We start from the raw sequence: 24,960 nt of genomic DNA, 5'->3' as shown, positions 1-24,960 counted from the left end.
GGCCACATCTCTAGATCCCTCTATATGGCACTGAGCCACTAATTGGCGGCGATAATAGGGTGGCGAAATGATGGCGTCAATTAAATGCACACCTTTGTATCAGTCCCGATGCATTGATACGGTGCGCATCACTTTGATCGGAAGGCGGCGACGTCGCTTTTTTTAATATGGATATTGCCCAACAGAACTAAAAGTCCATAATGGACAAATTAGTTTATTTGCGGAGATCGCCATGCCCAGCACGCCTCACGTGATCAATCAGGCCCAAGCCCACGAATTACTTGCCCAAGTCGATGTGCCTTACATCCTACGCAAGCTGTTTCGCGACCTGGCTGCCGGGCTTGCGGTACAGCCGGCGCAACAGCTGGTGGAGTTCCCGCAGGGCGCCGGCGACTTTATCAACTACCTGGGGGTGCTGGCCGAAGACGGGGTTTACGGGGTCAAGACCTCGCCGTACATCGTGCGCGAGCAAGGCCCGCTGGTCACGGCATGGACGCTGTTGATGTCGATGCACACCGGCCAGCCTTTGTTGCTTTGCGACGCGGCTGAGTTGACCACCGCGCGCACTGCCGCCACCACCGCCGTGGCGGTGGACGCCTTGGCACCGGCGGCAGCCCGGCGCCTGGCGATCATCGGCAGCGGCAAGGTCGCTCAGGCGCACCTGCGCTACGTACAGAACCTGCGCGACTGGCAACACATCAGCCTGTATTCCCCCAGCCTTGGCCGAGCGACTGCCGACACCCTCGCCCACCTCAAAAGCCTGGACCCACGCCTGACCCTCGCCACAACCTGCGATGCCGCGCTGGAAGACGCCGACGTCATCCTGCTCTGCACCTCCTCGGCGGGCCCGGTGATCGACCCGACTCGCTTGCGCAAACCCGCGCTGATCACCTCCATCAGCACCAATGCCCCGCGCGCTCATGAGGTGCCGCCTGCGAGCCTCGAACACATGCACGTGTTCTGCGACTATCGCCAGACCACGCCGGGCGCGGCCGGTGAGATGCTGATCGCCAGTGAGCACCACGACTGGGACAAGCGCGCCATCGTCGGCGACTTGCCCGAGCTGCTCAGCGACATGGTTCAGCGCCCGGACTATGACCGCCACGTGTTCTTCCGCTCCATCGGGCTGGGCCTGGAAGACATTGCACTGGCCAATGCCCTCTATCAACTCCAGCGCTAAGCCCCTATTCAGGAGACGTTTATGAGCCATGCAGACTTCATCATCATCGGCGGCGGCATTGCTGGCGCGTCTACCGGTTTCTGGCTCTCGCAGCACGCCAAAGTGCTGGTGCTGGAGCGCGAAAACCACCCGGCCTATCACTCCACCGGGCGTTCGGCGGCGCTGTACACCGCCGCCTATGGCACGCCGCAAGTGCGCGCGTTGACCCTGGCCAGCCGTGCATTTTTCGATAACCCTCCCGCAGGCTTCTGCGAGCATCCGCTGCTGACGCCGCGCGGCGAAATGACCGTGGATTTCAGCGGTGACCCGGCGGAGCTGGAAAGCCAATACCTGAGCGCCAAAGCTACGGTGCCGCAGGTTGAGCGGCTGAGTGCCGACGAGGCGTGCGCGCGGTTGCCGATTCTGCGCCGTGAAAAAGTCCATGGCGCGATCTTCGACCCGACCGCCAGCGATATCGACACCGACGCCCTGCACCAAGGTTATTTGCGCGGTATCCGGCGCAACCACAGCGAAGTGCGCACCGACAGCCACGTGCTGGGGTTGAGCCGTGACGCCGACGGCCTGTGGCAGGTGCGCACCCAGGATGCGACGTACACCGCGCCGATCATCATCAACGCCGCCGGCGCGTGGGCCGACCATATCGGCGGGCTGGCGGGTGCGGCGTCCATCGGCTTGCAACCCAAGCGCCGTTCGGCGTTTATCTTCGCCGGGCCTGAGGGTGTGGACACCCATCATTGGCCGATGCTGGTGGCCCTCGACGAAGCCTTCTACATGAAGCCCGATGCCGGCATGTTCCTGGGTTCGCCGGCGAATGCCGACCCGGTTGAGCCGCAGGATGTGCAGCCCGAAGAGCTGGACATCGCCATGGGCATCTACCAGATCGAAGAGGCCACTACCCTGACCATCCGCCGTCCGACGCGGACCTGGGCCGGCCTGCGTAGCTTTGTGCACGACGGTGATTTGCTCTCGGGCTTCGATCCGCAGGTGCCTGGGCTGTTCTGGGTCGCGGCGCAAGGCGGTTATGGCATTCAAACTTCCCCGGCCATGGGCCAGGCCAGTGCCGCCCTGGTGCGCGGCGCGCCGCTGCCGGAGCAACTCACGCGGTTCGGCCTGGACGCTGGTATGCTCTCGCCCGTCCGCCTGGAGCCGCATTGATGAACACCGCCGAACACGACAAGGTCATGCAGAATTTCCGTGCGATCGCTGACGCGATCGCCACGCTGTTCTTCCCTCACGCTGAAGTGGTGCTGCATGACTTGCGCACACAGAAAGTCGATTACATCGCCAATAACCTGTCCAAACGCGCCATCGGTGACGACTCGGCACTTGAGGACATGGTCAGCGATGACGTCAGCGAAGTGAATATCGGCCCGTACGAAAAGCTCAATTGGGACGGTCAGAAAATTCGCAGCCTGAGCACCGTGCTCCACGACCACACAGGTCGCCGGCTGGCGGTGCTGTGCATCAACCTGAATATCTCGCTGTTCGAAAATGCCAAGGCGGCGCTGGATCTGTTCTTGTCACCGAGCAAGCTGATCCCGCAACCGGACTCGCTGTTTCGTGATGACTGGCAGGAACGGATCAACACCTTCTTGCATGCGTGGATGCGCGAGCGCCAGTTGAGCCTGAATCTGCTGACCCGTGACCACAAGCGCGAACTGGTGTTGGCGCTGCATGCCGAGGGCGCGTTCAAGGGCAAGAGCGCCTCCAACTATGTGGCGAATGTGCTGGGGATGGGGCGGGCAACGGTTTACAAGCATTTGAAGGAATTGAAAGGCTGAATGTGGCGCACTGTTCAAATGTGGGAGCTGCCTTGCCAGCTCCCACCTAGACCTGGGTTATGTTCAGAAGCGTGTTCACACTCAGTCGCCGTAGATATCCGACTTGAAGTACTTCTGTGAAATCTTCTGGTACTCGCCACTGGCGCGAATGCCGTCGATGGCCGCATTCAACTCGCTGACCAACGCAGTATTGCCCTTGCGCACGGCGATCCCGGCGCCCTCGCCCACGTATTTCGGGTCCTTGAGTTCCGGGCCGACGAAGGCGTAACCCTTGCCGCGCGGCATGCTCAGGAAGTCGCTCAGCGGGATAGTGTCGGCAAAGATCGCATCCAGGCGCCCCGCCGCCAGGTCCATGTAGATCTCTTCGTTGTTGCTGTAGCGCTTGACGTTGATGCCCTTGGGCTCGAACACCTCGCTGGCATAACGGTCAGTGGTCGTGGCCCGTTGCACGCCGACGGTCTTGCCTTTGAGACTGGCGTACTGGTCATCCACCACCGCACCGTCTTTCATCACCAGGCGCGAGGAGGTGAAGTAGTACTTGTGACTGAAGTCCACCGACTTCTTGCGGTCTTCATTGATGGTCATGGACGACAGAGCCATGTCGATTTTCTTCACCTTGAGGGAGGGAATCAGGCCGTCGAACTCACCTTCCACCCACACGCATTTGGCTTTCATCTGCGCACACAAAGCGTTGCCGATGTCGTAGTCGAACCCCTCGATCTTGCCCTCTTGCGTCTTGGACGCGAACGGCGGGTACGCCGCCTCGATGCCGATGCGTAGGGGTTTGTCGGCAGCCAGCACGTGGGCGGAAGCAATCAGGCTCAGGGCCAGTGTCAGGGGCAATGCGGTGATAAACGTGCGTTTCTTCATGATCGTTGTCTCGCAAGTTGTTGTTGGTTTGGCAAGAAGTGAAGAAAAAAAGCAGTCGGCGAAGCACTTTCATGTACTTATAATTCCATACTGGACTTTTGTGTATTGATCGTCAATCCACCTGATTCATTCACGCCAGCGCCATAAAACCTCCCATGAAGCTCCACACCTGTTGGGCAGACTGGGCGTCCCTAGACGGCGATAAAGGCTTGAGGTTTTTATGTTTCGAACCATCACGGCAAGCATCCTGATGATGTCCTCCTCCTTGGCTGCCGCGGTTGATGCAGCCGCCCTCAGCCGCGAACAAAGCGTGGCGGTCGACCGTTATGTCGCCGCCGAAATGGCCCGGCAGGGCTTGCCGGGGTTGGCCTTGGGGATTTATCGAAACGGCCGGATCGTGCTCGCCAAGGGCTACGGCCTGGCGAACGTCGAACTGAATGTGCCGATGAGTGCAGACAGCGTGCTGCAGTCCGGCTCGGTGGGAAAATCCTTCACCGCAACGGCGGTGATGATGCTGGTGGAGCAAGGCAAAGTACGCCTGGATGACAGCATCACCCAGTACTTCCCCGAGGCGCCGGCGGGGTGGTTGCCGATAAAGGTCGCCAACCTGCTGTCGCACACCTCCGGCCTGCCCGCGTATGACACACCGGAACTGCAAAAACCCCGCGGCCCGCTCGACATACGCCGTGACTTTTCCGAAGCCGAGTTGGCAGCAGCTCTTGCCACGTTGCCCCTGGACTTCAAGGCGGGTGACAACTGGGCTTATGAAAACTCCAACTTTTTGTTGCTCGGCATCCTGATCCACCGTGTCAGCGGGCAGCCGTATGGCGAGTTTCTCCAGCAGCATGTGTTCACGCCATTGGGCATGAGTGCGTCACGGGTCATCTCCGACCTCGACATCGTGCCGAACCGGGTGTCCGGCTACGAAAAGGTTGACGGCGTACTCAAAAACCAGGAATGGGTGTCGCCTACGTTTAATGCCACGGCGGACGGCACGCTGTACTTCACCGTACGTGACATCGCACGCTGGGACCGCGCCCTGTATGGCGAAACCCTGCTGAAAAAAGCCTCGCTGCAAACAATGTGGACGCCCTACCCCTACGCCGGCAAGCAACGCGCCGAGGGCTATGGTTTTGGCTGGGAAATCCGTTCGATCAACGGCCAACGGGTGGTTGAGCACGGCGGCTCCTGGCAAGGCTTCACGTCGCACATCTCAAGGTTTATCGACGACAAGCTGACCGTGGTGGTGTTGACAAACCTCGATGCCGAGCACAGCTATCCGGAGGTTATCGTGCGTGGCGTGGCTGGCCTGATTGAGCCTGAGCTGAAATAAGTGCGGCGGGCAACCTTATTGCCCGCCTCCATCGCGGCTCCACAAAACCTCCCATGAAAGCGCACGTTGGTTGCGCACAATCGCGCTTACCACACTGCCCCGCTGAGCGCGATTTACCCGGAGAGCTCATGATTCCAGCCCTGTACGTCGCAAAAACCGGTCTGTCTGCCCAGGACACTCAGTTGACGACCATTTCCAACAACCTGGCAAACGTCTCCACCACCGGGTTCAAACGTGATCGTGCCGAGTTTCAGGACCTGCTCTACCAGATCAAGCGCCAGCCCGGCGCGAAGTCGACGCAGGACAGTGAGCTACCATCCGGGTTGCAGTTGGGCACCGGTGTGCACATCGTCGGCACCCAGAAAAACTTCAGCGCTGGCAGCTTGCAGACCACCGGGCAACCCCTGGACCTGGCGGTCAACGGTCGTGGTTTTTTCCAAATACTGCAAGCGGATGGCACCACCGGCTATACCCGCGACGGCTCCTTTCATTTGAACGCCAACGGCCAGGTGGTGACGGCCAGCGGGTTCGCGCTGGAGCCGGCCATCGTGGTGCCGGACAACGCCAAGACCTTCACCGTGGGCCAGGACGGCACGGTCTCGATTACTGTGGCGGGCAACCCCGCTGCGCAAGTGATCGGCAACCTGCAAACCGCCGACTTCATCAACCCGGCCGGCCTGCAGGCGATCGGCAACAACCTGTTCCTGGAAACCGCTGCCAGCGGCGCACCCCAGGTCGGTACGCCGGGGCTCAACGGCTTCGGCACCGCCCTGCAACGCACGCTGGAAACGTCGAACGTGAGCACCGTCGAAGAAATGGTGAACATGATCACCACGCAACGCGCCTATGAAATGAACTCGAAAGTGATTTCCACAGCCAACCAGATGCTGGGCGCCCTCACGCAGAAGCTTTGATCAAAAGCTTCAAACGTGGCCATGGACGGCACATAGACAGGCCCCCCAACAACAACGTTTTTTTCAGCTAAAGTCCTACGACACGCGTCGACAGTGTCCGACATGACAAACATGAATCAGCTGTTTCTAATACTTCAACTTTAGTGGACGAACAGGATCTTCTGTATGCCCAAGGCAGCGTTGTTGCCCGGCATACATTCCCCCCAGCGGTACAAGGCGCTGCAGTTTTTAAAGCCCGAACACGAGCCAAAGGAAGGCGTTCATGGCCATCACGCAAAACACCCGGCTGGCACAGGTCGACAGCCCTCTGGGCGACAATGTCCTGCTGCTGCAGAGCATGACAGCCAGCGAAGAGCTGGGGCGCCTATTCCACTATGAGTTGGAACTGACCTGCGAAGACCGCGCTATCCGGTTCGATCAGATACTGGGCAAGCCCATGGGCCTTACCCTGGAACTGTATGGCGGCGCCCAACGCTACTTCCATGGCATTGCCAGCAGTTGCCGGCAAAAGACCGGTCACGGCCAATTTGCGGGTTACCGCGTGAGCCTGCGGCCTTGGTTCTGGCTGCTCACGCGCACCTCGGACTGCCGGATTTTCCAGAATAAAACGGTGCCGGACATCATCAAGGAGGTCTTTCGCGACCTCGGTTTCTCCGACTTTGAAGACAGCCTGAGCGGCACCTACCGCGAGTGGGAATACTGCGTGCAGTACCGCGAAACCAGCTTCGACTTCGTCAGCCGGTTGATGGAACAGGAAGGCATCTATTATTACTTTCGCCATGAAAAGACGCGCCATGTCCTGGTGTTAGCCGACGCCTATGGTGCCCACTCCACAGCGCCGGACTACGCCTCGGTGCCCTTCTACCCGCCCGACCAGCAAATGCGCGAGCGCGATCACTTCTACGATTGGCAAATGGCGCAGGAAGTACAACCGGGTTCGCTGGCGCTGAACGACTATGACTTTCAGCGCCCGCGCGCCAGCCTGGAGGTGCGCTCCATTGTGCCGCGCAGCCACAGCAATGCCGATCATGCGCTCTACGACTACCCTGGCGAATACGCCCAGTGCAACGACGGCGAGCAATATGCACGCACACGCATTGAAGCACTACATAGCCAGTTCGAGCGTGTGCAGTTACGCGGCTGTGCCCGCGGCCTGGGCTGCGGCCACCTGTTCAACCTGACCGGCTACGACCGTACAGACCAGAACCGCGAATACCTGGCGGTGCTTGCACGCTATCAAATCCGCCAGGACCCCTATGAAAGCGGGCAGTCAACCTTGGCCGAACAGTTCATCAGTGAGCTGGACTGCATGGATGCCAGCCAAGCCTTTCGCCCCCTCCCGCTCACCCCCAAACCCATCGTGCGTGGGCCGCAGACCGCCGTGGTGGTGGGCCCCGGTGGCGAGGAGATCTGGACCGACCAATACGGCCGGGTCAAAGTGCATTTCCACTGGGATCGCCACGACCACTGCAACGAAAACAGCTCCTGCTGGATTCGCGTGTCCCAGGCGTGGGCCGGCAAGAACTGGGGGGCCATGCACATCCCGCGAATCGGTCAGGAAGTGATCGTCAGCTTTCTTGAAGGCGATCCGGATCGGCCGATCATTACCGGGCGTGTCTACAACGCCGAACAGACGGTGCCCTATGCGCTGCCGGCCAATGCCACCCAAAGCGGGGTGAAAAGCCGTTCAAGCAAGGATGGCTCACCGGCCAACTTCAATGAAATCCGCATGGAAGACAAGAAAGGCGCGGAGCAACTGTTCATTCACGCCGAAAAGAACCAGGACATTGAGGTCGAGAACGACGAAACCCACTGGGTCGGCCATGACCGCAGCAAGACCGTCGACAACGACGAGACCGTGCACGTCAAACACGACCGTACTGAAACTGTAGGCAACAACGAAACCATTAGCATCGGGGTGAACCGTACCGAAGAAGTGGGCAGCAACGAGACGATCACCATTGGTGTCAATCGCACCGAGCACGTGGGTAGCCACGAAACCATCAGCATTGGCGCGAACCGCACGGAAACGGTCGGCGCCAACGAAACAATCAGTATCGTCGGCAACCGCACCGAAGACGTGGGCGGCAACGAGATCCTCCAGGTCACGGGCAACCGTGGCGAAACGGTCATCGGCAACGAAGTTATCGGCATAAACGGTAACCAAAGCACCCTGATCGGCCAGAACGAATCCCGCGACGTCGCCCAGAACCGCAGCACGGGTATCCATCAGAACGACAGCCTGAACGTTGGCAAGCACTTTGCGCTCACCGCCGGTGACTCCATCAGCCTGACCACGGGCGCGGCCAGTATCACGCTGAAGAAAGACGGGACCATCATGATTCGCGGCAAGAACATTACCGTCAACGGTTCCAGCGCCATCAACCTCAAGGCCACCGCGAACGTGGTGATCAAAGGGCAGAAGATCCTGCAAAACTAGGACAGTGGAGGTACGTATATGACGGTTCAGTTCCCGCTCCCGCCCCAGGCCCGCATCGACGCTGTCGTGATCGGCACCCTGCTCGAGCTGCCGCACGCCGCTGCGCCCAGAGTCACCTACCCGGGTTGCGCGAGCCGCAGCGGCATCGTTGCGCGTTGCACCGCACGGCTGAGCCCGGCCGATATCGGTAGCCAAGTTGCCCTGATGTTCGAAGGCGGCGACCCGGACCACCCGCTGGTGATCGGTCTTCTGCTTGGCGCGCAGCCCTGCGCCGCCCCCATCGCCAGCGTGCAGCTGGATGACCAGTGCCTGACATTAAGCGCCGAACGCGAGATCGTGCTGCGTTGCGGCAAAGCCAGCATCACCCTGACCCGTGCGGGCAAAGTGATTATCCAAGGCGCCTACCTGTCCAGCCGTTCCAGCGGGGTCAACCGCATCAAGGGCGGCTCGGTGCAGATCAACTAAACAGGATTCGGCCCCATGGAACTGCTCAACGCCAGCCCACTGATTGCAGCCTATACCCTGGGAATGGAGCCCGATGGCCGCGAATCCCTGGTCGTGGTGGCCAAAGGCACGTTCAACCTGCCGCTGGACGGCCGCGCCGCGACCCTGGCGAACACACAGCAACCACTGCTGATGGCCGACACCTTCCTCGGCGAGCCCGGCCTCAGCGCGCCGCGCCAGGAAATGGACTTCGCCCCGGCCAAGCGCTTCTGCGATGTGCTGGTGTGTGGCAAGGCCTATGCACCCGGCGGGCGGCCAGTGACGCAGTTGACGGCGGGCATTCGTGTCGGGAGCATGGGCAAGGCCTTTTCGGTGCTTGGCCCCAGGCATTGGCAACCGGGATTATTGGGCGTGTCTCCAGGCTCACCGCAACCATTTATCGAACAGAGCATCACCTACGCCCAGGCCTACGGTGGCTCCCATCCAGCGGTGAACGAACTGCAGATGCGGGATTGCTACCAGGACAACCCAAACGGTTGCGGCTGGTACCCGCGCAGCATGGACAGCGCGCATATCGTCGGCAGGCCCATGCCGAACACCGAGGAAGTGGGTAAGCCGATCGACAGCCCCAGCGGCGCCTTCCGCCCTATGGCCCTCGGCCCCATCGGCCGTAGCTGGCCGCAACGCGCCCGTTTCGCCGGTACTTACGACGATGCCTGGGTGGCCGACTGCTTTCCGTTCCTACCTGCGGATTTCGACCCGCGCTACTTTCAGGCAGCCCCTGAGGATCAGCAGATTGATTACCTGCGCGGCGGCGAAGATGTACTGCTGCTAAACCTCACGCCCCAGCAGCGCGCAGGCTTTCGTATCCCTGAAATGGAGGTGCCGGTGACCTTCTTCCTGAAAAAAGGCGGCCATCAGACGGTATCGGCAGTGATCGACACGTTGCTGATCGACACAGACGCCGGCCAGGTGCAATTGACCTGGCGGGTGTCCCGTGTGCTACGGCGTAACCTGTTCGAGATTGCCCAGGTGCTGGTCGGCACCCTGCCCAGCGGTTGGTGGCGCGCTCGCGCGATGGGCAAGGACTATTACCCCTCGCTTGGCGCGTTGGTAAAAGCCAAACGCGCCCCCGAGGGGGCCGACGTATGAGTGCACTTTGTATTGTCGGCTCCGGCATGGTCAGCGCTGTTGGCCTCAGTGCACCCGCGAGCTGCGCGGCGATCCGCTGCGCCATCGACAACTTCCAGGAAACCCGCTTCATCGACCGTGGCGGCGAATGGCTGATTGCCGCCAGCGTGCCGTTGGAACACCCCTGGCGTGGCCGCACCAAGTTGATCAAGATGGCCGCCCGCGCCATCGCCGAGGCACTGCAGAGCCGCCCCGACGTCGATCCGCAAGCAACTCCGCTGCTGCTGGGGGTGGCGGAGGCCGAGCGCCCCGGTCGCCTTGCGGGGCTGGACAAGGGGCTGCTGCAGGCCATCGAAGCCGAGCTGGGCCTGCGCTTTCATCCCGACTCCGAGATCATCGCCCAGGGTCGGGTCAGCGCCGCCGTGGCCCTGCTGAACGCGCGCGCGTTGATCTATCAGGGCGGCCATCGCCACGTGCTGGTTGCTGGCGTCGACTCTTTTCTGAACGGTGCGACCCTGGCCGCCTTCGAAGCACGCGAACGCCTGCTCACCAGTGAAAACTCCAACGGGTTTATCCCCGGCGAAGGTGCCGCAGCCGTGGTGCTGGCCGCGCCCGTTGCCAGCGAAGAACCGCAATTGGTCTGCATCGGCCTGGGTTTTGGCCAGGAACAGGCCACGGTTGAGGCCGACGACATCCCGCTGCGCGCAGAAGGCCTGACCCAGGCTATCCGCGCCGCCCTGCGCGAAGCCGGCTGCGGGTTGGAGCAGATGGATTATCGGCTGACGGATATTTCCGGCGAACAGTATTACTTCAAGGAAGCCTCCCTGGCCCTGAGCCGCAGCCTGCGGGTACGCAAGGAGTTCTTCCACCTCTGGCACCCGGCCGACTGCATCGGCGAAGTCGGCGCCGCCATCGGCCCGGCGATGCTCGCCGTGGCATTGGCTGCCAGCCGCAAGGGCTACGGCGAGGGGCCGAACATCTTCTGCCACCTGGGCAACGACGCCGGCCAGCGCGCCGCTGCGCTGCTCAGCTACCGCACCGTGGGAGCTGCCTGATGGCCAACCAAGTCTTTGCCAACAATATGGAAGTGTCCTGCAAAGCGGCCGACGGCAAGTCGATCGCGTGCTTTCCGGATGTGTGCTTCACCCCACCCGTGGCGCCGCCCACGCCGCTGGGCGTGCCCATTCCCTACCCCAACACCGGCCTGGCCAAGGACACCACCAAGGGTACGCGGACGGTGAAGATCAGTGGCAAGGAAGTGATGCTCAAGGACCAGAGTTACTTCAAGACCAGCTATGGCGATGAGCCCGGCAATGCGCCGAAAAAAGGAATCGTCACCAGCAAGATCAAGGGCAAGGTGTATTTCACCTCATGGTCGATGGATGTGAAGTACGAAGGCAAGAACGTGGTGCGCCACATGGACCTGACCACCCACAACCATGCCTCCCAACCGGGTAATACCGTGCCCTGGGCCTATATGGACCGAATGGCACTCGCCAACGAGTCAGGCCAATGCGAAAGCGAGAAAAAGCAGGCGCAAACGGCTTGCAAGGACACCCCACAGAACAAGTTCTGCCCGGATATCAGCCCGCTGCAGGCCGCAACCAAAGCCAGGAAAGCCGCCAAAACTGCGGCCGGCGACGGGTTTAAAAGCGACCCTGCCTACCTGCGCCAACACGCCGCCGTGCAAAGCGAGTATGGGACCTTGGCAAAGACCCTCAACGATGACGCTTGCCAACGGGCGATGCGCTGTTTTCTCGCCCCCTATAGGCCCAACAAATGTTGCCCGGGACAAACCGGCGACCACCTTATCGATTCGGCGTCCTTTACCGAAGGGCCGGCCTTTACGGGCCAACCCCGACACCAGCACCGGAAAAAAGCCGGCTGGAGCAAATACAAGACCAACAAAGCCCCGGTGATGTGCGCCGAGGGCCCCAATCAAACCACCGCCACCCATGGCCAGATGCATACCCGACGTGGGGTGGTGGCGTTGAAGGAGGCGGATGCAAACGGTGAATGGCCAAGGGCCAAGGCCACGGAGACAGGGGCAAAGGCTGCCAAGAAAACCTTTCCGGACTCTGATTGTTCCCAGCAGTGTCTGGAGGCGCAGTTGAACACGTATCACGACAAAGCGAAGGACCCGGGCAAGGAGCGGCCGATCAAGGCTTGCGCGTCTATGACCAGTAATCAGAGCGAGCGCGACAAGGCTTGGGCCGAGATGCGCCCTCGCAGTCGCCGCCGTTAATTTACTCACCTCAGGAGATCAACATGGACCCGCAAGACTCGGGATTCAGCGGACTTAGTATTGGTACTGGAGTCGTTCGCTACTCAGACCTCAGCTATTTGATTACCACGAACGACCTTTCTATAAGCGAAGGCTACACGGGCTCGATATTGCTCACTCTGGATAGTGGTGCCTGGTACGCCGATACAGTTCCATGGCTTGCCTGCTCCGGAACGGTCTGCCATCTCCCGATCGAGCGTTACCTCATGCTGGGCACCGATGGATCGGTAGAAGCCAGTGGCGGCGGCACTGTGTTGGAAGAATCCATCGCCACCTGCGGCGTAGACCCCAAAAAACGCGGCCCTCTGCGCGAAATTCGCGGTATCGCCAAAGGCCGAGCCTACGCCGTAGGCACCTGCCGACAAGCCTACCTTCGCGAGAGTGAAGATCAGTGGCGTTGCATTGACCAGAGCGCCCAGGTCGGTGACACACCAATCACCGACACCAGCTTTGAGTCCATCGATGGCTTCAGCGAGCAGGAAATCTATACCGTCGGTTGGGAAGGCGAAATCTGGCAGTACGACGGTGCCCTCTTCACCCAGCGCAACAGCCCCACCAACCTGGCACTCTACAAAGTTCGCTGCGCGCCGGACGGTTTTGTCTACGCCTGCGGTCAGCTCGGCACCTTGCTTCGGGGCCGCGACGATCAATGGGAAATCATCGAGCATGAAAGCACGCGGGAAGACCTCTGGGGCATGGAGGTTTTCGATGGGCAGGTGTACGTGTCTTCCACCCATTTCGTCTATCGGCTCGAGGACGGCAAGCTCACGCCGTTGGATTTCGGCGATGACGTTCCACAAACCTGTTATCACCTGAGCGCCGCCGACGGGATCATGTGGTCCATCGGGCCCAAGGATGTGATGCAGTTCGACGGTTCAAGCTGGACGCGGTGCCTGCGCATTGACTAACCCGACGCAAGCGGCCTGCCCCTGCACAAGGATCGGCGACAGATGAACACGCTGCCCGTGGTGCTTGACCTTCACGTCGAAGAAGCCAGTTTTCTCGCGGTCCTGCGTGGCTACGCTTTACACGCGCCGCATTACGACCTGGACGACCTGCGCAAACTCGACGACCGCATCGACGCACACCTGGACGGCTTGCGAATCGCCGGACCAACCGGCTTGGACACATTAGTGGCCCAGCTCGACCCACAGGCGATTGGCGAGCTGTTCGCCAGTACGGTGCTGGCGTTCGAAGCGGCCAATGCGACCGTGCTATCGCAGCTCGGCGCACACATAAGAAGTGCCGAGCAAACGCAGCGCGGTTTTCTGATGGCCCTGGGGTGGCTCGACTGGGCGTACGTAGCGCCCTGGATCGACCGTATGCTCGCCACCCCTGAGCCGCTGTTCCGCCGCCTCGGCTTGGCCGCCTGCGGCATGCATCGCCACGATCCAGGCCCCGCCTTGCTAGACGGGCTGGCCCATGCCGACCCCGGCGTGCTGGCACGTGCCGCCCGTACTGCTGGCGAACTGCGCCGGTACGACCTGATGCCGCCCCTGCGTGCCCACGGCCTGCATAAAGACCCAGCCACGCGCTTCTGGGCCAATTGGGCCATCGCACAGATGGGCGATGAGCACGCCCTGGGGTCCCTGCGACAGTTCGCCGAACAGCCGGGTGAGTTTCAGTACCGTGCGCTGTGTGTGCTGCTGGCCTGGCAAAAGCGCGAGCTCAGCTTCGCATGGGTCCGCCAATGGGTGCAGCACCCTGAGCAGCGCCGCGTCGGCATCCAGGCCTTGGGGCTGCTGGGCGATCCAGTCAGCGTGCCATGGTTGATCGAGCAGATGAGCGAACGGCCTTATGCCCGCGTCGCCGGTGAAGCCTTCAGCCTGATCACCGGCGCTGACTTGGCGCTGCTCGACCTGGAACTGCAAGACCCGCCGGGTTTCGATGCCGGCCCGAACGACGACCCCGGGGACGCCAATGTGCGCATGGACCCCGATGAGCACCTGCCCTGGCCCGACCCGCAGTCAATCACTGCCTGGTGGCAGGCCCATGGCCATAATTTTGCCCCGGGTGTCGGCCATATACTGGGGCTGGCGCACAGCGAAAGCAGCTTTCGCCAAGCACTTGCCCGAGGCCAACAACGCCAGCGCATTGTCGCCGCCTGCGGCCTCGCCCGCTTTCGACCGACTGACGTGCTGTTCCCCACCAGCGCACCGGCATGGCGGCAAAGGAGGCTGTTGTGAGGCTAACCCGCCGATAAAACCTTAATTGCAACAATCATTGGCTGCCTCCATCGTCCCTCCACAAAACCTCCCATAAAAGCGCACGCTTGTTGCGCAGAATGCACCGACCACGGTCGAATGGCATTGCCCAGAGGCTATGATCAACCTTGAACACGACCACGGACGGCCGCCACGACACGGCAGATAACCGCGAGCACAGGGATGCGACGGCGCGCGACCTATTCACCGAGCAGACCATGAACGATTTTCCCATTGCATCGATGCCCCGAGCCGACAGCCCCCGCGAAACCCAGGCGCTGGTGCTGATTGCGGAAGACGAGCCCGAGATCGCCGACATCCTGATTGCCTATCTCAAGCGCAGCGGTTTTCGCACCGCCCACGCACTCAATGGCCGACACGCCTTGGAAATGCACTTGGCACTCAAGCCGGACCTGTTGCTGCTGGATGTACTGATGCCCCAGGTGGATGGCTGGCAGGTGCTGGCCGAAGTGCGCCATCGCGGCAATACGCCGGTGATCATGCTGACAGCGCAGGATCAGGACATGGACAAGCTGATGGGCTTGCGCATCGGGGCCGATGATTACATCGTCAAACCGTTCAACCCGGCAGAAGTGGTAGCCCGAACCCAGGCTGTGCTGCGGCGCTCCCTCGATTACAACTACCGCGCCACTCCCACAGTGCTACGAGTGGATGCGTTTGATATTGACTTGGAAAGCTATGAAGTCACGGTAACTGTCGCTGGCAAACAGGTCCCACTGGCCTTGACCGTCACCGAGTTCCGCTTGCTGGCCCAGTTGGCCAAGGCGCCGAAACGGGTGTTTACCCGCGCCGAACTGCTGGCCCAATGCTCCCCGGAAAGTGACAGCCTGGAGCGCACGGTGGACAGCCACATCAGCAAACTGCGCCGCAAGATTGAAGAGTTGGGGTTGCAGGGCGTGCCGACCAGCATCCGCGGCGTTGGCTACCGCTTTGGAAGTGCCTCGTGAAAAGGTTCAACGGCTTGAGCCGCCAGATCATCCTGTCGATGTCCGTGGTGGTGTTGTGCGTGATCGCGCTGGCCGTGATTGGCTCGTACATTTTCTACGCGTTGCTCTGGACGTACTGGCCGCTCAGCGACGAAGAAGTGGATACGTGGTTGCCGGCAAGCGCCGAGTGGATATGGATGGGCTTGACCACGTGCGTGAGCCTGGCGGTGGGTTCGATCGTGGCGCTGAAGTTATCGCGGCGGATCCTGATGCCCTTGAACTCGGTGGCCGAAAACCTGCGCAAACTGGCGGACGGCGACTTGGATGTGCAAGCCGTGGCCGGCGACCAATCCATGGGTGAGGCGGCCATTCTGGTGGATGACTTCAATAGCATGGCCAAACGCTTGCAGCGTATGGCGCAGGAGCAGGCGTTCTGGAATGCGGCGATTGCCCACGAACTGCGCACGCCTCTGACCATCCTGCGCGGGCGCCTGCAAGGCTTGGCCGAAGGCGTGTTCGAGCCCGACACCGCACAGTTCTACAGCTTGTTGGGCCAGGTAGAAGGCTTGACCCGCGTGATCGAGGACTTGCGCGTCGTCGGCCTGGCCGACAGTGGCTACCTGGACCTCAACCTGCAGGAAGCCGACTTGGCCACAGGAATTGAGGAGGATGTACGGCTGTTCGAACCGAGCCTGGCGGACGCAGGGTTTGTGCTGCAACTGGACCTGCAACGCCGCACGATGCGCTGCGACCCGGCCAGGATCCGCCAAGCCTTGTTGGCGCTGCTGGACAATATCCGCCGCCACGCGACACCGGGCAACGTCATCGTGCACTTGAGCACCCGCGATGCCATCAACTACCTGCGCGTGCGCGATGACGGCCCCGGCATCGACGAGGGCTTCGCCAAACACATGTTCGAGGCCTTCCAACGCGGCGAACACTCCCGCTCCCGCGCCCAAGGTGGCAGCGGTCTGGGCCTGGCGGTGGTACGCGCGATTGCCCTCGCCCATGGCGGGGCCGTGACCTGCCGCAGGATGGAAAACGGCGGAACGCTGTTCGAACTCAGCTGGCACGCTTGATTTAACCAGGTACTGCGATGCGTATTTTTTCCTGGGGGTTCACGCGAACCGCCCACTATCGACACTTTGCCTTGTTGGATACCCACGGCGTTTGCAGGGCGTTCAAGAGCTGTGGTGAAAAACCTGCCGGTGAGCACTGGGTAGAAGTTGAACACGTGAACTTGGCATGGCTGGGAAACACGCTACCCAACCGCGCCCGGATCGTTTAGCACTCTAGGTGGCCTAGACCATGTCAACTGCACAGCAACCTTTCGCTAACGCGTACTTATCAACCCTTGAAGACGCGCTGAGACTGCATACCTTGCGGCTCAAAAAACTACAGCGTTTCTGGATCCCGCTGCAGCAACGCGCGCCCAAATGGGTGTTGGCGTTGTGGGTGCTTGGCGTCTGCATGTCAGTGGCGACCCAGTGCTACTGCCATTGGCTGGTGACCGCCCCAATGATTTGTGGGTTGATCGTGGCGGAAATCATCATCGACGAGAGGCAAATGACACTGCTGCTGCGCGCGGATGCCACGCGTGACTTACTTAGGGAGGCGCGCGAAAACCGTGTGTGTCGGTCAAGGTAATCTCGATTACACCTATCTATTGAGGTTTCGGCAATACGCTTGGGAGCACTCCTACAGACGATAGCAGGACCAAAACATAGCCTTGATCGCTGACCCACTTTAGACGGTTAAAAGGCAGTGATCACGGCTATGTCATCTCTAGGAACATTACAAGTGGACGGTGTATTTTGCATCAGCCTTGAAGAGCGTGAGGACCGCCGCACGTTGCTTCGAAAGGAATTTGCCGACACTCGCTTGAACATCGAGTTTTATATTGCCAAAAAAGATACCAACCCTGAACGCGGGTGTTTTAGCTCTCATCAGGCCTGCGCGGCGTTAGCGCTAGAACGCGGGTATAAAAACGTCCTGATCCTGGAAGATGACGCCACACTGGTCGGCGTGAAAAACTCGGCGATCCGGCGCATCAATCACTTTTTGTCCTCCCGACAGCCTGACCTGTTTTACCTTGGCGTGACGCTAGGCACTATGTGGCTCACTTGGAGTTTTAATATCACGCGCTGTCGGGCCAAAGGTACTCACGCCTATATCCTGTCCAATTCAGCGTGCAAAAAATTGCTGGCGTTTGAGTATTCCGACCTGCCTATAGACCGGCTCTATTCCAAAAGCTTTAAAGCGTATTGCGCCTTCCCGATGATCTGCCAACAACAGCCTGAAGAAATAAACCCAAGCGATATCAGCTCAGGCGCAACCCACAGCTTTTGGGCAAACAACTGGAGAAGGCAGTACCGAGAAATTTTCCGGAATATTGGGAAAACATTAATTAGAAGGGATTTTTAACGGTCCTTGCCTCTCCCGAAGGCCATTCAGGAAGATGTGGTGTTGCTCTGCTTTTGATTTTGAATCGCGGCCTTCGCCTGTGACGGGGGAGCTTGCTCCCTCGCCACAATTTTACGGCTACTGACAGCCAATCCGGCCAGGCAACTGGCCCTGCTTCGACTTCAACACGGCCTGCACCGGTTGCGGCAAGTTGCTCCAGAACGTCAGCCCTGAGCGTGCCTCGATCTGGTTCACTGTCACTTGGTAGTCGCAGAAGTTGGCATTCTTGGGCGTCTCCTGATTCATCACAAACGCGGCGTAAAGCCCGTTTTCAGGTGAGCTGCCAACGAAGATGATTTTCCAGTAACCACTGGGAATGGTGTGCACCTTGTTCGTCCCCGGCAACGTGCCGACAAAATGCTCATACAGCGGCCCGGTGGCGACGTACACCTGGTCAATGCCTGACTGTTTGCTGAGGGTGCGCTCCTGGTCTTCAAGATGCGCCCAAGGTCCCTGGTTGAGATCAGACTTTTGCGGTGTGATGTTCGACAGGTAATTGAGGGTCTGCCAGTCAGCAACGCCCGCCATCGACGCCAGGTTGGCCTGATGACCGCGGTCTACTTTGAGCGCGACATTTGCGCCGTTGTAATCCACCGGGTCGAGCGTGTCGCCGGCGGGGATATCCGGGTCGGTCTTCCAGTCGCGGGGGCGACCGCTGGCTGGCGTGTCCTTGGTGATTCTGTACGCCACCCAATTGGCAAACTTGGTCGAACCATTGTTGTTCAACGTGTACGCCTGGCGGTTCAACGTCAGCGGGCTGCCGCCGCTGGGGCAACCCACCGAGCAGTTATCGAACGGCAATGCCTGCTGTAGCGGGGGCTGAGCAGTGACGAGGGGTTCGCGGGTTCTATCGGGCGTGGTACAGGCGGCAAGCAGCGGGATCAATAGATACGCCAGGTGCTTTAACTTCATACGTCCTTGCATGGTGTAGCTCCTTGAGGTGGCAGCAATAAATGGCAAGTCGACGGTTGCGATTCCTTCGCGAGTCGACAGACACATTAAACCAGCGCAAATGTTTCAATGTGAAGATAAGCATTACCACTGGCTGAAAATAAGATCAATCCAATGAGCACGACCCGGCACATCCACCAGGCGCCCCCCACGACGTACAGGCACTGATCGCACTGAATACCGACGCAACCGCCCACGCTAGCCGTCGCGTCTTTATCCATGACGCTGTCACGCGCTTGCCTTCACCCGTGGCGCTGACGCTTGCGGGTTTGCTACACGCCTCTCGTTACGCCAACACGTGTCCTCGATCGTGGGCGCGCGCCACCACCGACCGAAAGACCTGCAATCGCGAGGCTTAGCAGAAAAGGTGCAACGGCCTCTATCGAAGCCGTTGCGCTGTAGCCATCAGGGCTTGACCCAATTCAGGTCTACCGCGCCCTGAATACCCTCGACCCGTCCCTTGCTGCTGTGCTGCCACCACTGCCAGCTCTTGCCCTGCTTGCTCCAGGTTTGCGGCACGGTGGGCTGGGCGGCGTCCCAATGGGCGATCCACAGCGGGCATTCGCTGAAATCATACTTGCGCCAGGCCACGCTGTTGCTCCAGACGCTGGGCGAGGCATAAATATGCGGATAAGCGCCCTCCAGCAGCGAAACCCTGACAAGCGTCACCAACTGGAACAGCGCATCAGCCATCTGGTCCGCAGTGGCCGCTTCGTTGCGGTTCGTCTCGACATCAATGGCCAGGACGTCCTGCCCGACCTTGAACCCCACCTCACCGAGCCGAGCCTTGATATTGGCCAGTTGCTCGCACGGCGTACTGCTCAACGCCCGAAAATAGTGGTAAACCCCGGCCTTCAGGCCGTGCGCCTTCATGCCCTGAAAGTTCTCGACGAACTTGGGGTCAGTGTAGTCGCCGCCCTCCGTCATCTTCGCTATCGCATGGGTAACACCCGCGCCTGCCACACGCGCCCAGTCAATGTTGCCCTGCCAGCGCGACACGTCTATGCCCCGTGCGTTTTCATCGTTAACCGGTGCTTCGCAACTCATGGATGCTCTCCTTCAGTGAATGCCTCGTCGCCGTATCTTTTCATCAACGACCGGCCGCCATGCACTATCGGAATACCGCACATTGCTCATTGAGGGTTCAACCTGCGCGCTAAAACCGCCGTTGTTAACCCCGACGGGTATGGCCCCTGTGTTGAAAAAACCATCCCTCAGTCTCAGCTAAGTTTTGGCGAATACCTTCTCCCCTGCGCCGACTACCGCGCAGTCAAGGAGAGGTAACCCGATGAATGCCCCAGCAGCCCGTTGGCTGAACAAAGTACCCGAGGTGACGCTGTCATTCTGGGTGATCAAGATATTGTCCACGACCGTAGGCGAAACCGGTGCGGATTACCTCGCTGTCGATGCCGGCTTCGGCGCCGGATGGACCAGCTTCGGCATGGCGTCGCTGCTGGCGGTCGCGTTGTTCTGGCAGATGCGCACCAAGGCCTACACGCCTTGGATCTATTGGCTGACCGTAGTGCTGGTGAGCATCGTCGGCACACAAATCACCGATATCCTCACCGATAAACTCGACGTCAGCCTGTACACCAGCACGGCGATTTTTGCTGGCCTGCTCGCGCTCAATTTCAGCGTCTGGTATCGCACCGAACACAGCCTGTCGATTCGCGACATCGTGACCCCGCGGCGTGAATGGTTCTACTGGACGACCGTGCTCTGCACCTTTGCCCTGGGCACCGCCGCCGGTGACCTGGCCACCGAAGCACTGGGCCTGGGCTTCACGCTTGGCGCAGTAATCTTCGCCGGTTTGATCGCCGCTGCCCTGCTGGCCTGGCGCCTGGGTGTCAACAGCGTGCTGACCTTCTGGGTCGCCTACATCCTCACTCGCCCCTTCGGCGCCTCGCTGGGCGACCTGCTCACCCAGGCCAAGATCTATGGCGGCCTGGGCATGGGCGCCAGCTGGACCAGCGCGCTGTTCCTCAGCGTGATTGTCCTGCTGGTGGCCGTCGCGCAGATCAGTGTCGGCAACCGCAAAACCATCACTCACTAACAGTTCACCTCAAGGAAATTATTATGAGCAAGGTTCAAAACATGATCCGCCACGTCGCCATCGTTTCAGCGATCTTTATGCTGGGTATCGCCACAGGCTGTTCGAAACCCGCCGATAAGCCCAATGACACCGCCAACGCCGGCACAACGACCAACCAGCGCTTTGCGTCGAAACTGGGCGATCTGTCCGAATTTCGCACGATCGCGGTGGATGTGTCGGGCCTCGTCGCCAAAGACGACCTGGCCGCTGCCAAAGCCCGTATCAAGGACCTGGAAACCAGCTGGGACGCCGCTGAAGCCGGTATCAAGCCACGCGCCGCGAACGATTGGCACGTATTGGACAAAGCCATCGACCGCGCCCTCTCGGCATTGCGCGACGGCAACCCGACCCAGGCTGACTGCCAATCCTCGATGGATGACTTGCTTAAGACCTTCGACTTGATGAAGGGCTGACATCGGACAAATGCCTGCCCAGGTGCTTCAATACACACGCGGCGATCACTTCGTCGCGTTGGCTTTCTCGATGGAGCGCGACATGCGGATACTGTTGGTCGAAGACGATCCCATGATTGGTGATGCCATCCAGCGCGCACTCAGCGATGCGAGCTATGCCGCCGACTGGGTCAAGAACGGTCTCACCGGCCTCGCGGCGCTCGACACTCACCCTTACGACCTGGTGCTGCTGGACCTTGGCTTGCCCGGCAAGGACGGCCTCGACGTACTGGACTGCATTCGCGCGCGCAACAACCCTGTGCCACTGCTGATCATCACCGCCCGCGACAGCCTCGATGACCGCCTGCGCGGCCTCGACAGTGGGGCCGACGATTACCTGCTCAAACCCTTCGACATCTCGGAATTGCTTGCCCGTATACGCGCGGTGTGGCGCCGCAAAGGCGGAAACGCCCTGCCGTTGCTGGACAATGGCACCGTGTCGCTGGACCTACTCACCAAACACGCCAGCACTGCGGAGCAGCGCAACGTCGCCCTTTCCAGCCGTGAATTTGCGCTGCTGCACGCCTTGTTGATTCGTCCGGGCGCGATTTTGTCGCGCAGCGAATTGGAAGACCGCCTGTATGGCTGGGGCAACGAGGTCGAAAGCAACGCCATTGAGTTCCTCATTCATGCCTTGCGGCGTAAGTTGGGCAGTCACGTGATCAAGAACGTCAGGGGCATGGGATGGATGGTTTCAAAAAGCGTTTGAGTGAATCGGTCCAACTGCGGCTGTCGGTAACGCTGTCCCTGGCGATTTTGCTGGTGGCGCTGGTCGCCAGCGTGTTTGCCTTTGTCTCAGCCTTCGATGAAACCCACGAACAGCAGGACGACACCCTGCGCCAAGTGGCGATGCTGTTTGATCGCCAGCACATGACCCTGGACTACCCACAAGGCCCGGCCAACAAGGGCGATGACGAAGAGTCCCGAGTCATCATTCAATACCTCAGTGACGGCCCGCACGCCACCGGCATCTCCGATGAAGCCCTGCCACTGCCATTTCCCACCCGTCTCGCCGACGGGCTTGCCACCGTGGCGGTGGACGGCGAAAACTTTCGCGTGCTGGTGCACACCACAGCGCGCGGCGAACGCATTTCAGTGGCTCAAGAATCAGATGCCCGTGACAAAGATGCCCGCGAAAGTGCCTGGCGTAGCCTGCTGCCGTTTCTGATTTTGTTTCCGGTGTTGCTGCTGGTGGTCAGCGATCTGGTGCGCAAGCTGTTTCGCCCCATTGGCGTGTTGGCAGCGGAGATCGACCAGCGTGCCGAGCAGGCACTGCACCCGATTGAGGAGCAACACCTGCCCACCGAAGTGCGCCCCTTTGTGGTCGCGATCAACCGCTTGCTGGCCCGCGTCGAACACTCCATGGACGACCAGCGACGCTTTGTCGCCGATGCCGCCCATGAACTGCGCTCACCGATGACGGCCCTGTCCCTGCAAGCCGACCGGCTCGCCGCGACCGAACTGCCCCCCATCAGCCGGGAGCGTTTTGAACCCCTGGCCCGAGGTATCAAGCGCGGCCGACAACTGATTGATCAACTGCTGAGCCTGGCGGCGGCGCAATCAATGACGGAACGGGTACACACCCCATTGTCGGTGCATGCCGTGTATCGACAAGTGCTGGAAGATTTACTCCCGTTGGCCGAACTCAAACAGATCGATATCGGCGTCGTAAGCACCGAGGATGTGCAGGTGGTGTTCAACGAAATGGATCTGTGCACCCTGGTGAAAAACCTGGTGGACAATGCGCTGCGCTATACCCCAGCGGGTGGGCGTATCGACCTCTCAGTGGCGCTGATGCCAGACGGGGTTCAATTGCAAATCAAAGACTCGGGCCCCGGGATTTCGCTGGAGGAACAGGCGCGGGTGTTCGACCCGTTCTATCGCAGCCTGGGAACCGACGAGTCCGGTTCTGGATTAGGCCTGTCAATCGTAAAAGCGATCACCGAGCGTATCGGCGCACGCATTCAACTGTCGTTTACCGATGAGCATGAGCAACGCGGTTTATGCGTCACCGTCTGGCTCCCCGCCGATCGGTTTGAGAATCTAGATGCACGTGATAGAGGGGAACAAACGACGAAGCGTAGCGCTCAATAGAGTGCTGCCACTTCGCGCTTAACAACCGACGTAGCATGAGGAGATCCTGTGTCCACTTCCAAACTGACTTCGCGCGCCTTCAGCACGCCGCGTCATACGACGCATTATGTCGAGTCGGGACCTGCCGACGGGCCATTGATGGTGTTCCTGCACGGTTGGCCGGAGCTCAGTCTGATCTGGCGCGCGCAGATGGAAGCGTTTGCTGCCGAAGGCTGGCACTGCGTCGCCCCCGACATGCGCGGCTATGGCAAGTCGTCTTCGCCAGCAGCCACCTCTGCGTACACCCTTGAAAACATCGTCGCCGACATGGCAGAACTTCATGACCACCTTGGTGGTGCGCCCGCCATCTGGGTGGGTCACGACTGGGGCAGTGTGGTGGCAGGTGAACTGGTCGCCCATGAACCCCAGCGCAGCCGCGGCGTTGTATTGGTTTCGGTCCCGTACTTCCCCACCACGAACGCGCTGCCCACGCTCGTCCCGCTGGTTAACCGAGCGATCTATCCGGTGGACCAATATCCAGACGGCCAATGGGACTATTACCGCTACTACAACACGCACTTTGCATGTGCTGTCGCTGATCTTGATGCAGATAAAGCCGCATCGCTGGCGTCGATTTATCGGCGAGGCGACCCTGCCAGCATCGCCAAGGTTGTATCAAACGCCGAAGTGACCCGCAAAGGCGGACGGTTTGGCGAAGCCCACCGGGCCCCGCCCACCCAACCAGACCTCGCGCTCTGGCCTCAGACGGACTTTGCTGCACTGGTGGGCAGTTTCGAGGCGCATGGTTTCCGCGCGCCCTGCGCGTGGTACTTAAACGACGATGCCAATATCGATTACGCCCAACGAGCCCTTAATGGCGGCCGCCTGTCGCTGCCCGTACTGTTTGTGAACGGCGATTACGACCCGATGAATACCATCAAGGGTAATCAGCTGGGCGATCCAATGCGGGCGGCCTGCGCAGACCTCACCGTGACGAGCCTATCCGGCGGGCATTGGTTGCCGGTGGAGTGCAAGACAGCGCTGGTTGAGGCTATAAGCACCTGGCTACACAGTAGAACGTTTCGATGACGATCAAGCACGTGACGTTGCTGGCGCGTTGGCTCATAGGGTCGGTCACATGGAGTTGAAGGTCTGACTGGCGGGCTCTATGGATGGCTAATATTCAGCCTGAAACATCTCAATCAGCTTGTGGTTGTCGTCATCCAAATAGCGCTGAAGACCTTCGCGATCAACCCGTCGCACCGCTACCGTGCAGGCTCGTTCCTTAGCGGATCGGGTGCAGCACGCGTTGGTATTGAGTAAATAGCAGGCAAAAAAAGAAGCCACTCGACTGAGTGGCTTCTTCTGTATGGTTGGAGCGTAAAACGCTATCGGCGGACA

At 60.3% G+C, this 24,960-nt stretch carries 24 protein-coding genes; 21 read left to right on the top strand and 3 right to left on the bottom strand.

Going from position 1 to position 24,960, the window contains the following annotated elements; all coding sequences use genetic code 11:
* The first annotated feature begins 232 nt into the window (after positions 1 to 232).
* From FW764_RS24410 to FW764_RS24400, 3 genes are read left to right on the top strand one after another with little or no spacing between them, the layout of a single operon-like run.
* Complete coding sequence (locus tag FW764_RS24410; RefSeq protein ID WP_446436119.1) at positions 233 to 1,180, top strand: ornithine cyclodeaminase family protein; 948 nt, start codon at positions 233 to 235, stop codon at positions 1,178 to 1,180.
* Positions 1,181 to 1,201: 21 nt separating this feature from the next.
* Complete coding sequence (locus tag FW764_RS24405) at positions 1,202 to 2,335, top strand: NAD(P)/FAD-dependent oxidoreductase (protein WP_446436118.1); 1,134 nt, start codon at positions 1,202 to 1,204, stop codon at positions 2,333 to 2,335.
* Positions 2,335 to 2,961, top strand: coding sequence for a helix-turn-helix transcriptional regulator (locus tag FW764_RS24400; protein ID WP_242174531.1), 627 nt, complete (start codon positions 2,335 to 2,337; stop codon positions 2,959 to 2,961). Before FW764_RS24405 ends, FW764_RS24400 begins: the two co-directional genes overlap by 1 nt.
* An 81-nt stretch (positions 2,962 to 3,042) precedes the next feature.
* Here the strand turns inward: FW764_RS24400 and FW764_RS24395 are convergent, their stop codons facing one another.
* Positions 3,043 to 3,831: an ABC transporter substrate-binding protein gene (locus FW764_RS24395; RefSeq protein ID WP_446436117.1), complete on the bottom strand. Its 789-nt coding sequence runs from the start codon at positions 3,829 to 3,831 to the stop codon at positions 3,043 to 3,045.
* A gap of 220 nt (positions 3,832 to 4,051) precedes the next feature.
* Between FW764_RS24395 and FW764_RS24390 the strand changes: the two genes are divergently transcribed.
* The 13 genes from FW764_RS24390 (at position 4,052) to FW764_RS24330 (ending at position 17,952) form a co-directional block, all read left to right on the top strand.
* A complete protein-coding gene (locus FW764_RS24390) occupies positions 4,052 to 5,164 on the top strand; it encodes a serine hydrolase domain-containing protein (RefSeq protein ID WP_446436116.1) in 1,113 nt (370 codons plus the stop codon).
* 128 nt (positions 5,165 to 5,292) lie between these two features.
* Entirely contained in the window at positions 5,293 to 6,078 is a 786-nt protein-coding gene (flgG, locus tag FW764_RS24385) for a flagellar basal-body rod protein FlgG (RefSeq protein WP_446436115.1), read from the top strand.
* Between the two features lie 262 nt (positions 6,079 to 6,340).
* Positions 6,341 to 8,518, top strand: a complete 2,178-nt coding sequence (locus FW764_RS24380; RefSeq protein WP_446436114.1) for a type VI secretion system Vgr family protein — start codon at positions 6,341 to 6,343, stop codon at positions 8,516 to 8,518.
* A gap of 18 nt (positions 8,519 to 8,536) precedes the next feature.
* Positions 8,537 to 8,983, top strand: a complete 447-nt coding sequence (locus tag FW764_RS24375) for a DUF6484 domain-containing protein (protein WP_446436113.1) — start codon at positions 8,537 to 8,539, stop codon at positions 8,981 to 8,983.
* Positions 8,984 to 8,998: 15 nt separating this feature from the next.
* The gene (locus tag FW764_RS24370) at positions 8,999 to 10,114 is read left to right on the top strand and encodes a DUF2169 family type VI secretion system accessory protein (RefSeq protein ID WP_446436112.1); all 1,116 of its coding nucleotides are present in this window, start codon (positions 8,999 to 9,001) and stop codon (positions 10,112 to 10,114) included.
* Positions 10,111 to 11,148, top strand: a complete 1,038-nt coding sequence (locus FW764_RS24365) for a beta-ketoacyl synthase N-terminal-like domain-containing protein (RefSeq protein ID WP_446436111.1) — start codon at positions 10,111 to 10,113, stop codon at positions 11,146 to 11,148. Before FW764_RS24370 ends, FW764_RS24365 begins: the two co-directional genes overlap by 4 nt.
* Positions 11,148 to 12,338 (top strand): PAAR-like domain-containing protein, encoded by a 1,191-nt coding sequence (locus FW764_RS24360; protein WP_446436110.1) that lies wholly within the window; start codon positions 11,148 to 11,150, stop codon positions 12,336 to 12,338. Before FW764_RS24365 ends, FW764_RS24360 begins: the two co-directional genes overlap by 1 nt.
* Positions 12,339 to 12,583: 245 nt before the next feature.
* Positions 12,584 to 13,285, top strand: coding sequence for a hypothetical protein (locus FW764_RS24355; protein ID WP_446436109.1), 702 nt, complete (start codon positions 12,584 to 12,586; stop codon positions 13,283 to 13,285).
* A 42-nt stretch (positions 13,286 to 13,327) separates the two neighbouring features.
* Positions 13,328 to 14,563, top strand: a complete 1,236-nt coding sequence (locus tag FW764_RS24350) for a TIGR02270 family protein (RefSeq protein ID WP_446436108.1) — start codon at positions 13,328 to 13,330, stop codon at positions 14,561 to 14,563.
* Between the two features lie 236 nt (positions 14,564 to 14,799).
* The gene (locus FW764_RS24345) at positions 14,800 to 15,549 is read left to right on the top strand and encodes a response regulator (RefSeq protein ID WP_446436123.1); all 750 of its coding nucleotides are present in this window, start codon (positions 14,800 to 14,802) and stop codon (positions 15,547 to 15,549) included.
* On the top strand, positions 15,546 to 16,607 hold the full coding sequence (locus FW764_RS24340) for an ATP-binding protein (RefSeq protein WP_446436107.1): 1,062 nt from the start codon (positions 15,546 to 15,548) through the stop codon (positions 16,605 to 16,607). Before FW764_RS24345 ends, FW764_RS24340 begins: the two co-directional genes overlap by 4 nt.
* Before the next feature lie 229 nt (positions 16,608 to 16,836).
* Entirely contained in the window at positions 16,837 to 17,175 is a 339-nt protein-coding gene (locus FW764_RS24335) for a hypothetical protein (RefSeq protein WP_446436106.1), read from the top strand.
* A 153-nt stretch (positions 17,176 to 17,328) separates the two neighbouring features.
* Positions 17,329 to 17,952, top strand: coding sequence for a glycosyltransferase family 25 protein (locus FW764_RS24330; RefSeq protein ID WP_446436105.1), 624 nt, complete (start codon positions 17,329 to 17,331; stop codon positions 17,950 to 17,952).
* Positions 17,953 to 18,069: 117 nt separating this feature from the next.
* Here the strand turns inward: FW764_RS24330 and FW764_RS24325 are convergent, their stop codons facing one another.
* Positions 18,070 to 18,915 (bottom strand): DNA/RNA non-specific endonuclease, encoded by an 846-nt coding sequence (locus FW764_RS24325; RefSeq protein WP_446436104.1) that lies wholly within the window; start codon positions 18,913 to 18,915, stop codon positions 18,070 to 18,072.
* Positions 18,916 to 19,347: 432 nt separating this feature from the next.
* On the bottom strand, positions 19,348 to 19,989 hold the full coding sequence (locus FW764_RS24320; protein WP_446436103.1) for a glycoside hydrolase family 25 protein: 642 nt from the start codon (positions 19,987 to 19,989) through the stop codon (positions 19,348 to 19,350).
* A 241-nt stretch (positions 19,990 to 20,230) separates the two neighbouring features.
* Between FW764_RS24320 and FW764_RS24315 the strand changes: the two genes are divergently transcribed.
* The 5 genes from FW764_RS24315 (at position 20,231) to FW764_RS24295 (ending at position 24,648) form a co-directional block, all read left to right on the top strand.
* On the top strand, positions 20,231 to 20,995 hold the full coding sequence (locus tag FW764_RS24315) for a COG4705 family protein (protein WP_446436102.1): 765 nt from the start codon (positions 20,231 to 20,233) through the stop codon (positions 20,993 to 20,995).
* Between the two features lie 23 nt (positions 20,996 to 21,018).
* Positions 21,019 to 21,447: a hypothetical protein gene (locus FW764_RS24310; protein ID WP_446436101.1), complete on the top strand. Its 429-nt coding sequence runs from the start codon at positions 21,019 to 21,021 to the stop codon at positions 21,445 to 21,447.
* Between the two features lie 82 nt (positions 21,448 to 21,529).
* Positions 21,530 to 22,195 carry a response regulator transcription factor gene (locus FW764_RS24305; RefSeq protein ID WP_446436100.1) on the top strand — a complete coding sequence of 222 codons (666 nt, stop codon included), beginning with the start codon at positions 21,530 to 21,532 and terminating at the stop codon, positions 22,193 to 22,195.
* The gene (locus FW764_RS24300) at positions 22,171 to 23,580 is read left to right on the top strand and encodes an ATP-binding protein (RefSeq protein ID WP_446436099.1); all 1,410 of its coding nucleotides are present in this window, start codon (positions 22,171 to 22,173) and stop codon (positions 23,578 to 23,580) included. The genes FW764_RS24305 and FW764_RS24300 overlap by 25 nt, the downstream gene beginning before the upstream one ends.
* A 48-nt stretch (positions 23,581 to 23,628) precedes the next feature.
* On the top strand, positions 23,629 to 24,648 hold the full coding sequence (locus FW764_RS24295; protein ID WP_446436098.1) for an alpha/beta hydrolase: 1,020 nt from the start codon (positions 23,629 to 23,631) through the stop codon (positions 24,646 to 24,648).
* Positions 24,649 to 24,960: the final 312 nt, after the last annotated feature.

The organism is Pseudomonas sp. 1152_12, assembly GCF_052850675.1.
The sequence above is the reverse complement of the archived record's forward strand: the minus strand, read 5'-3'. Positions and strand labels throughout refer to the sequence as shown.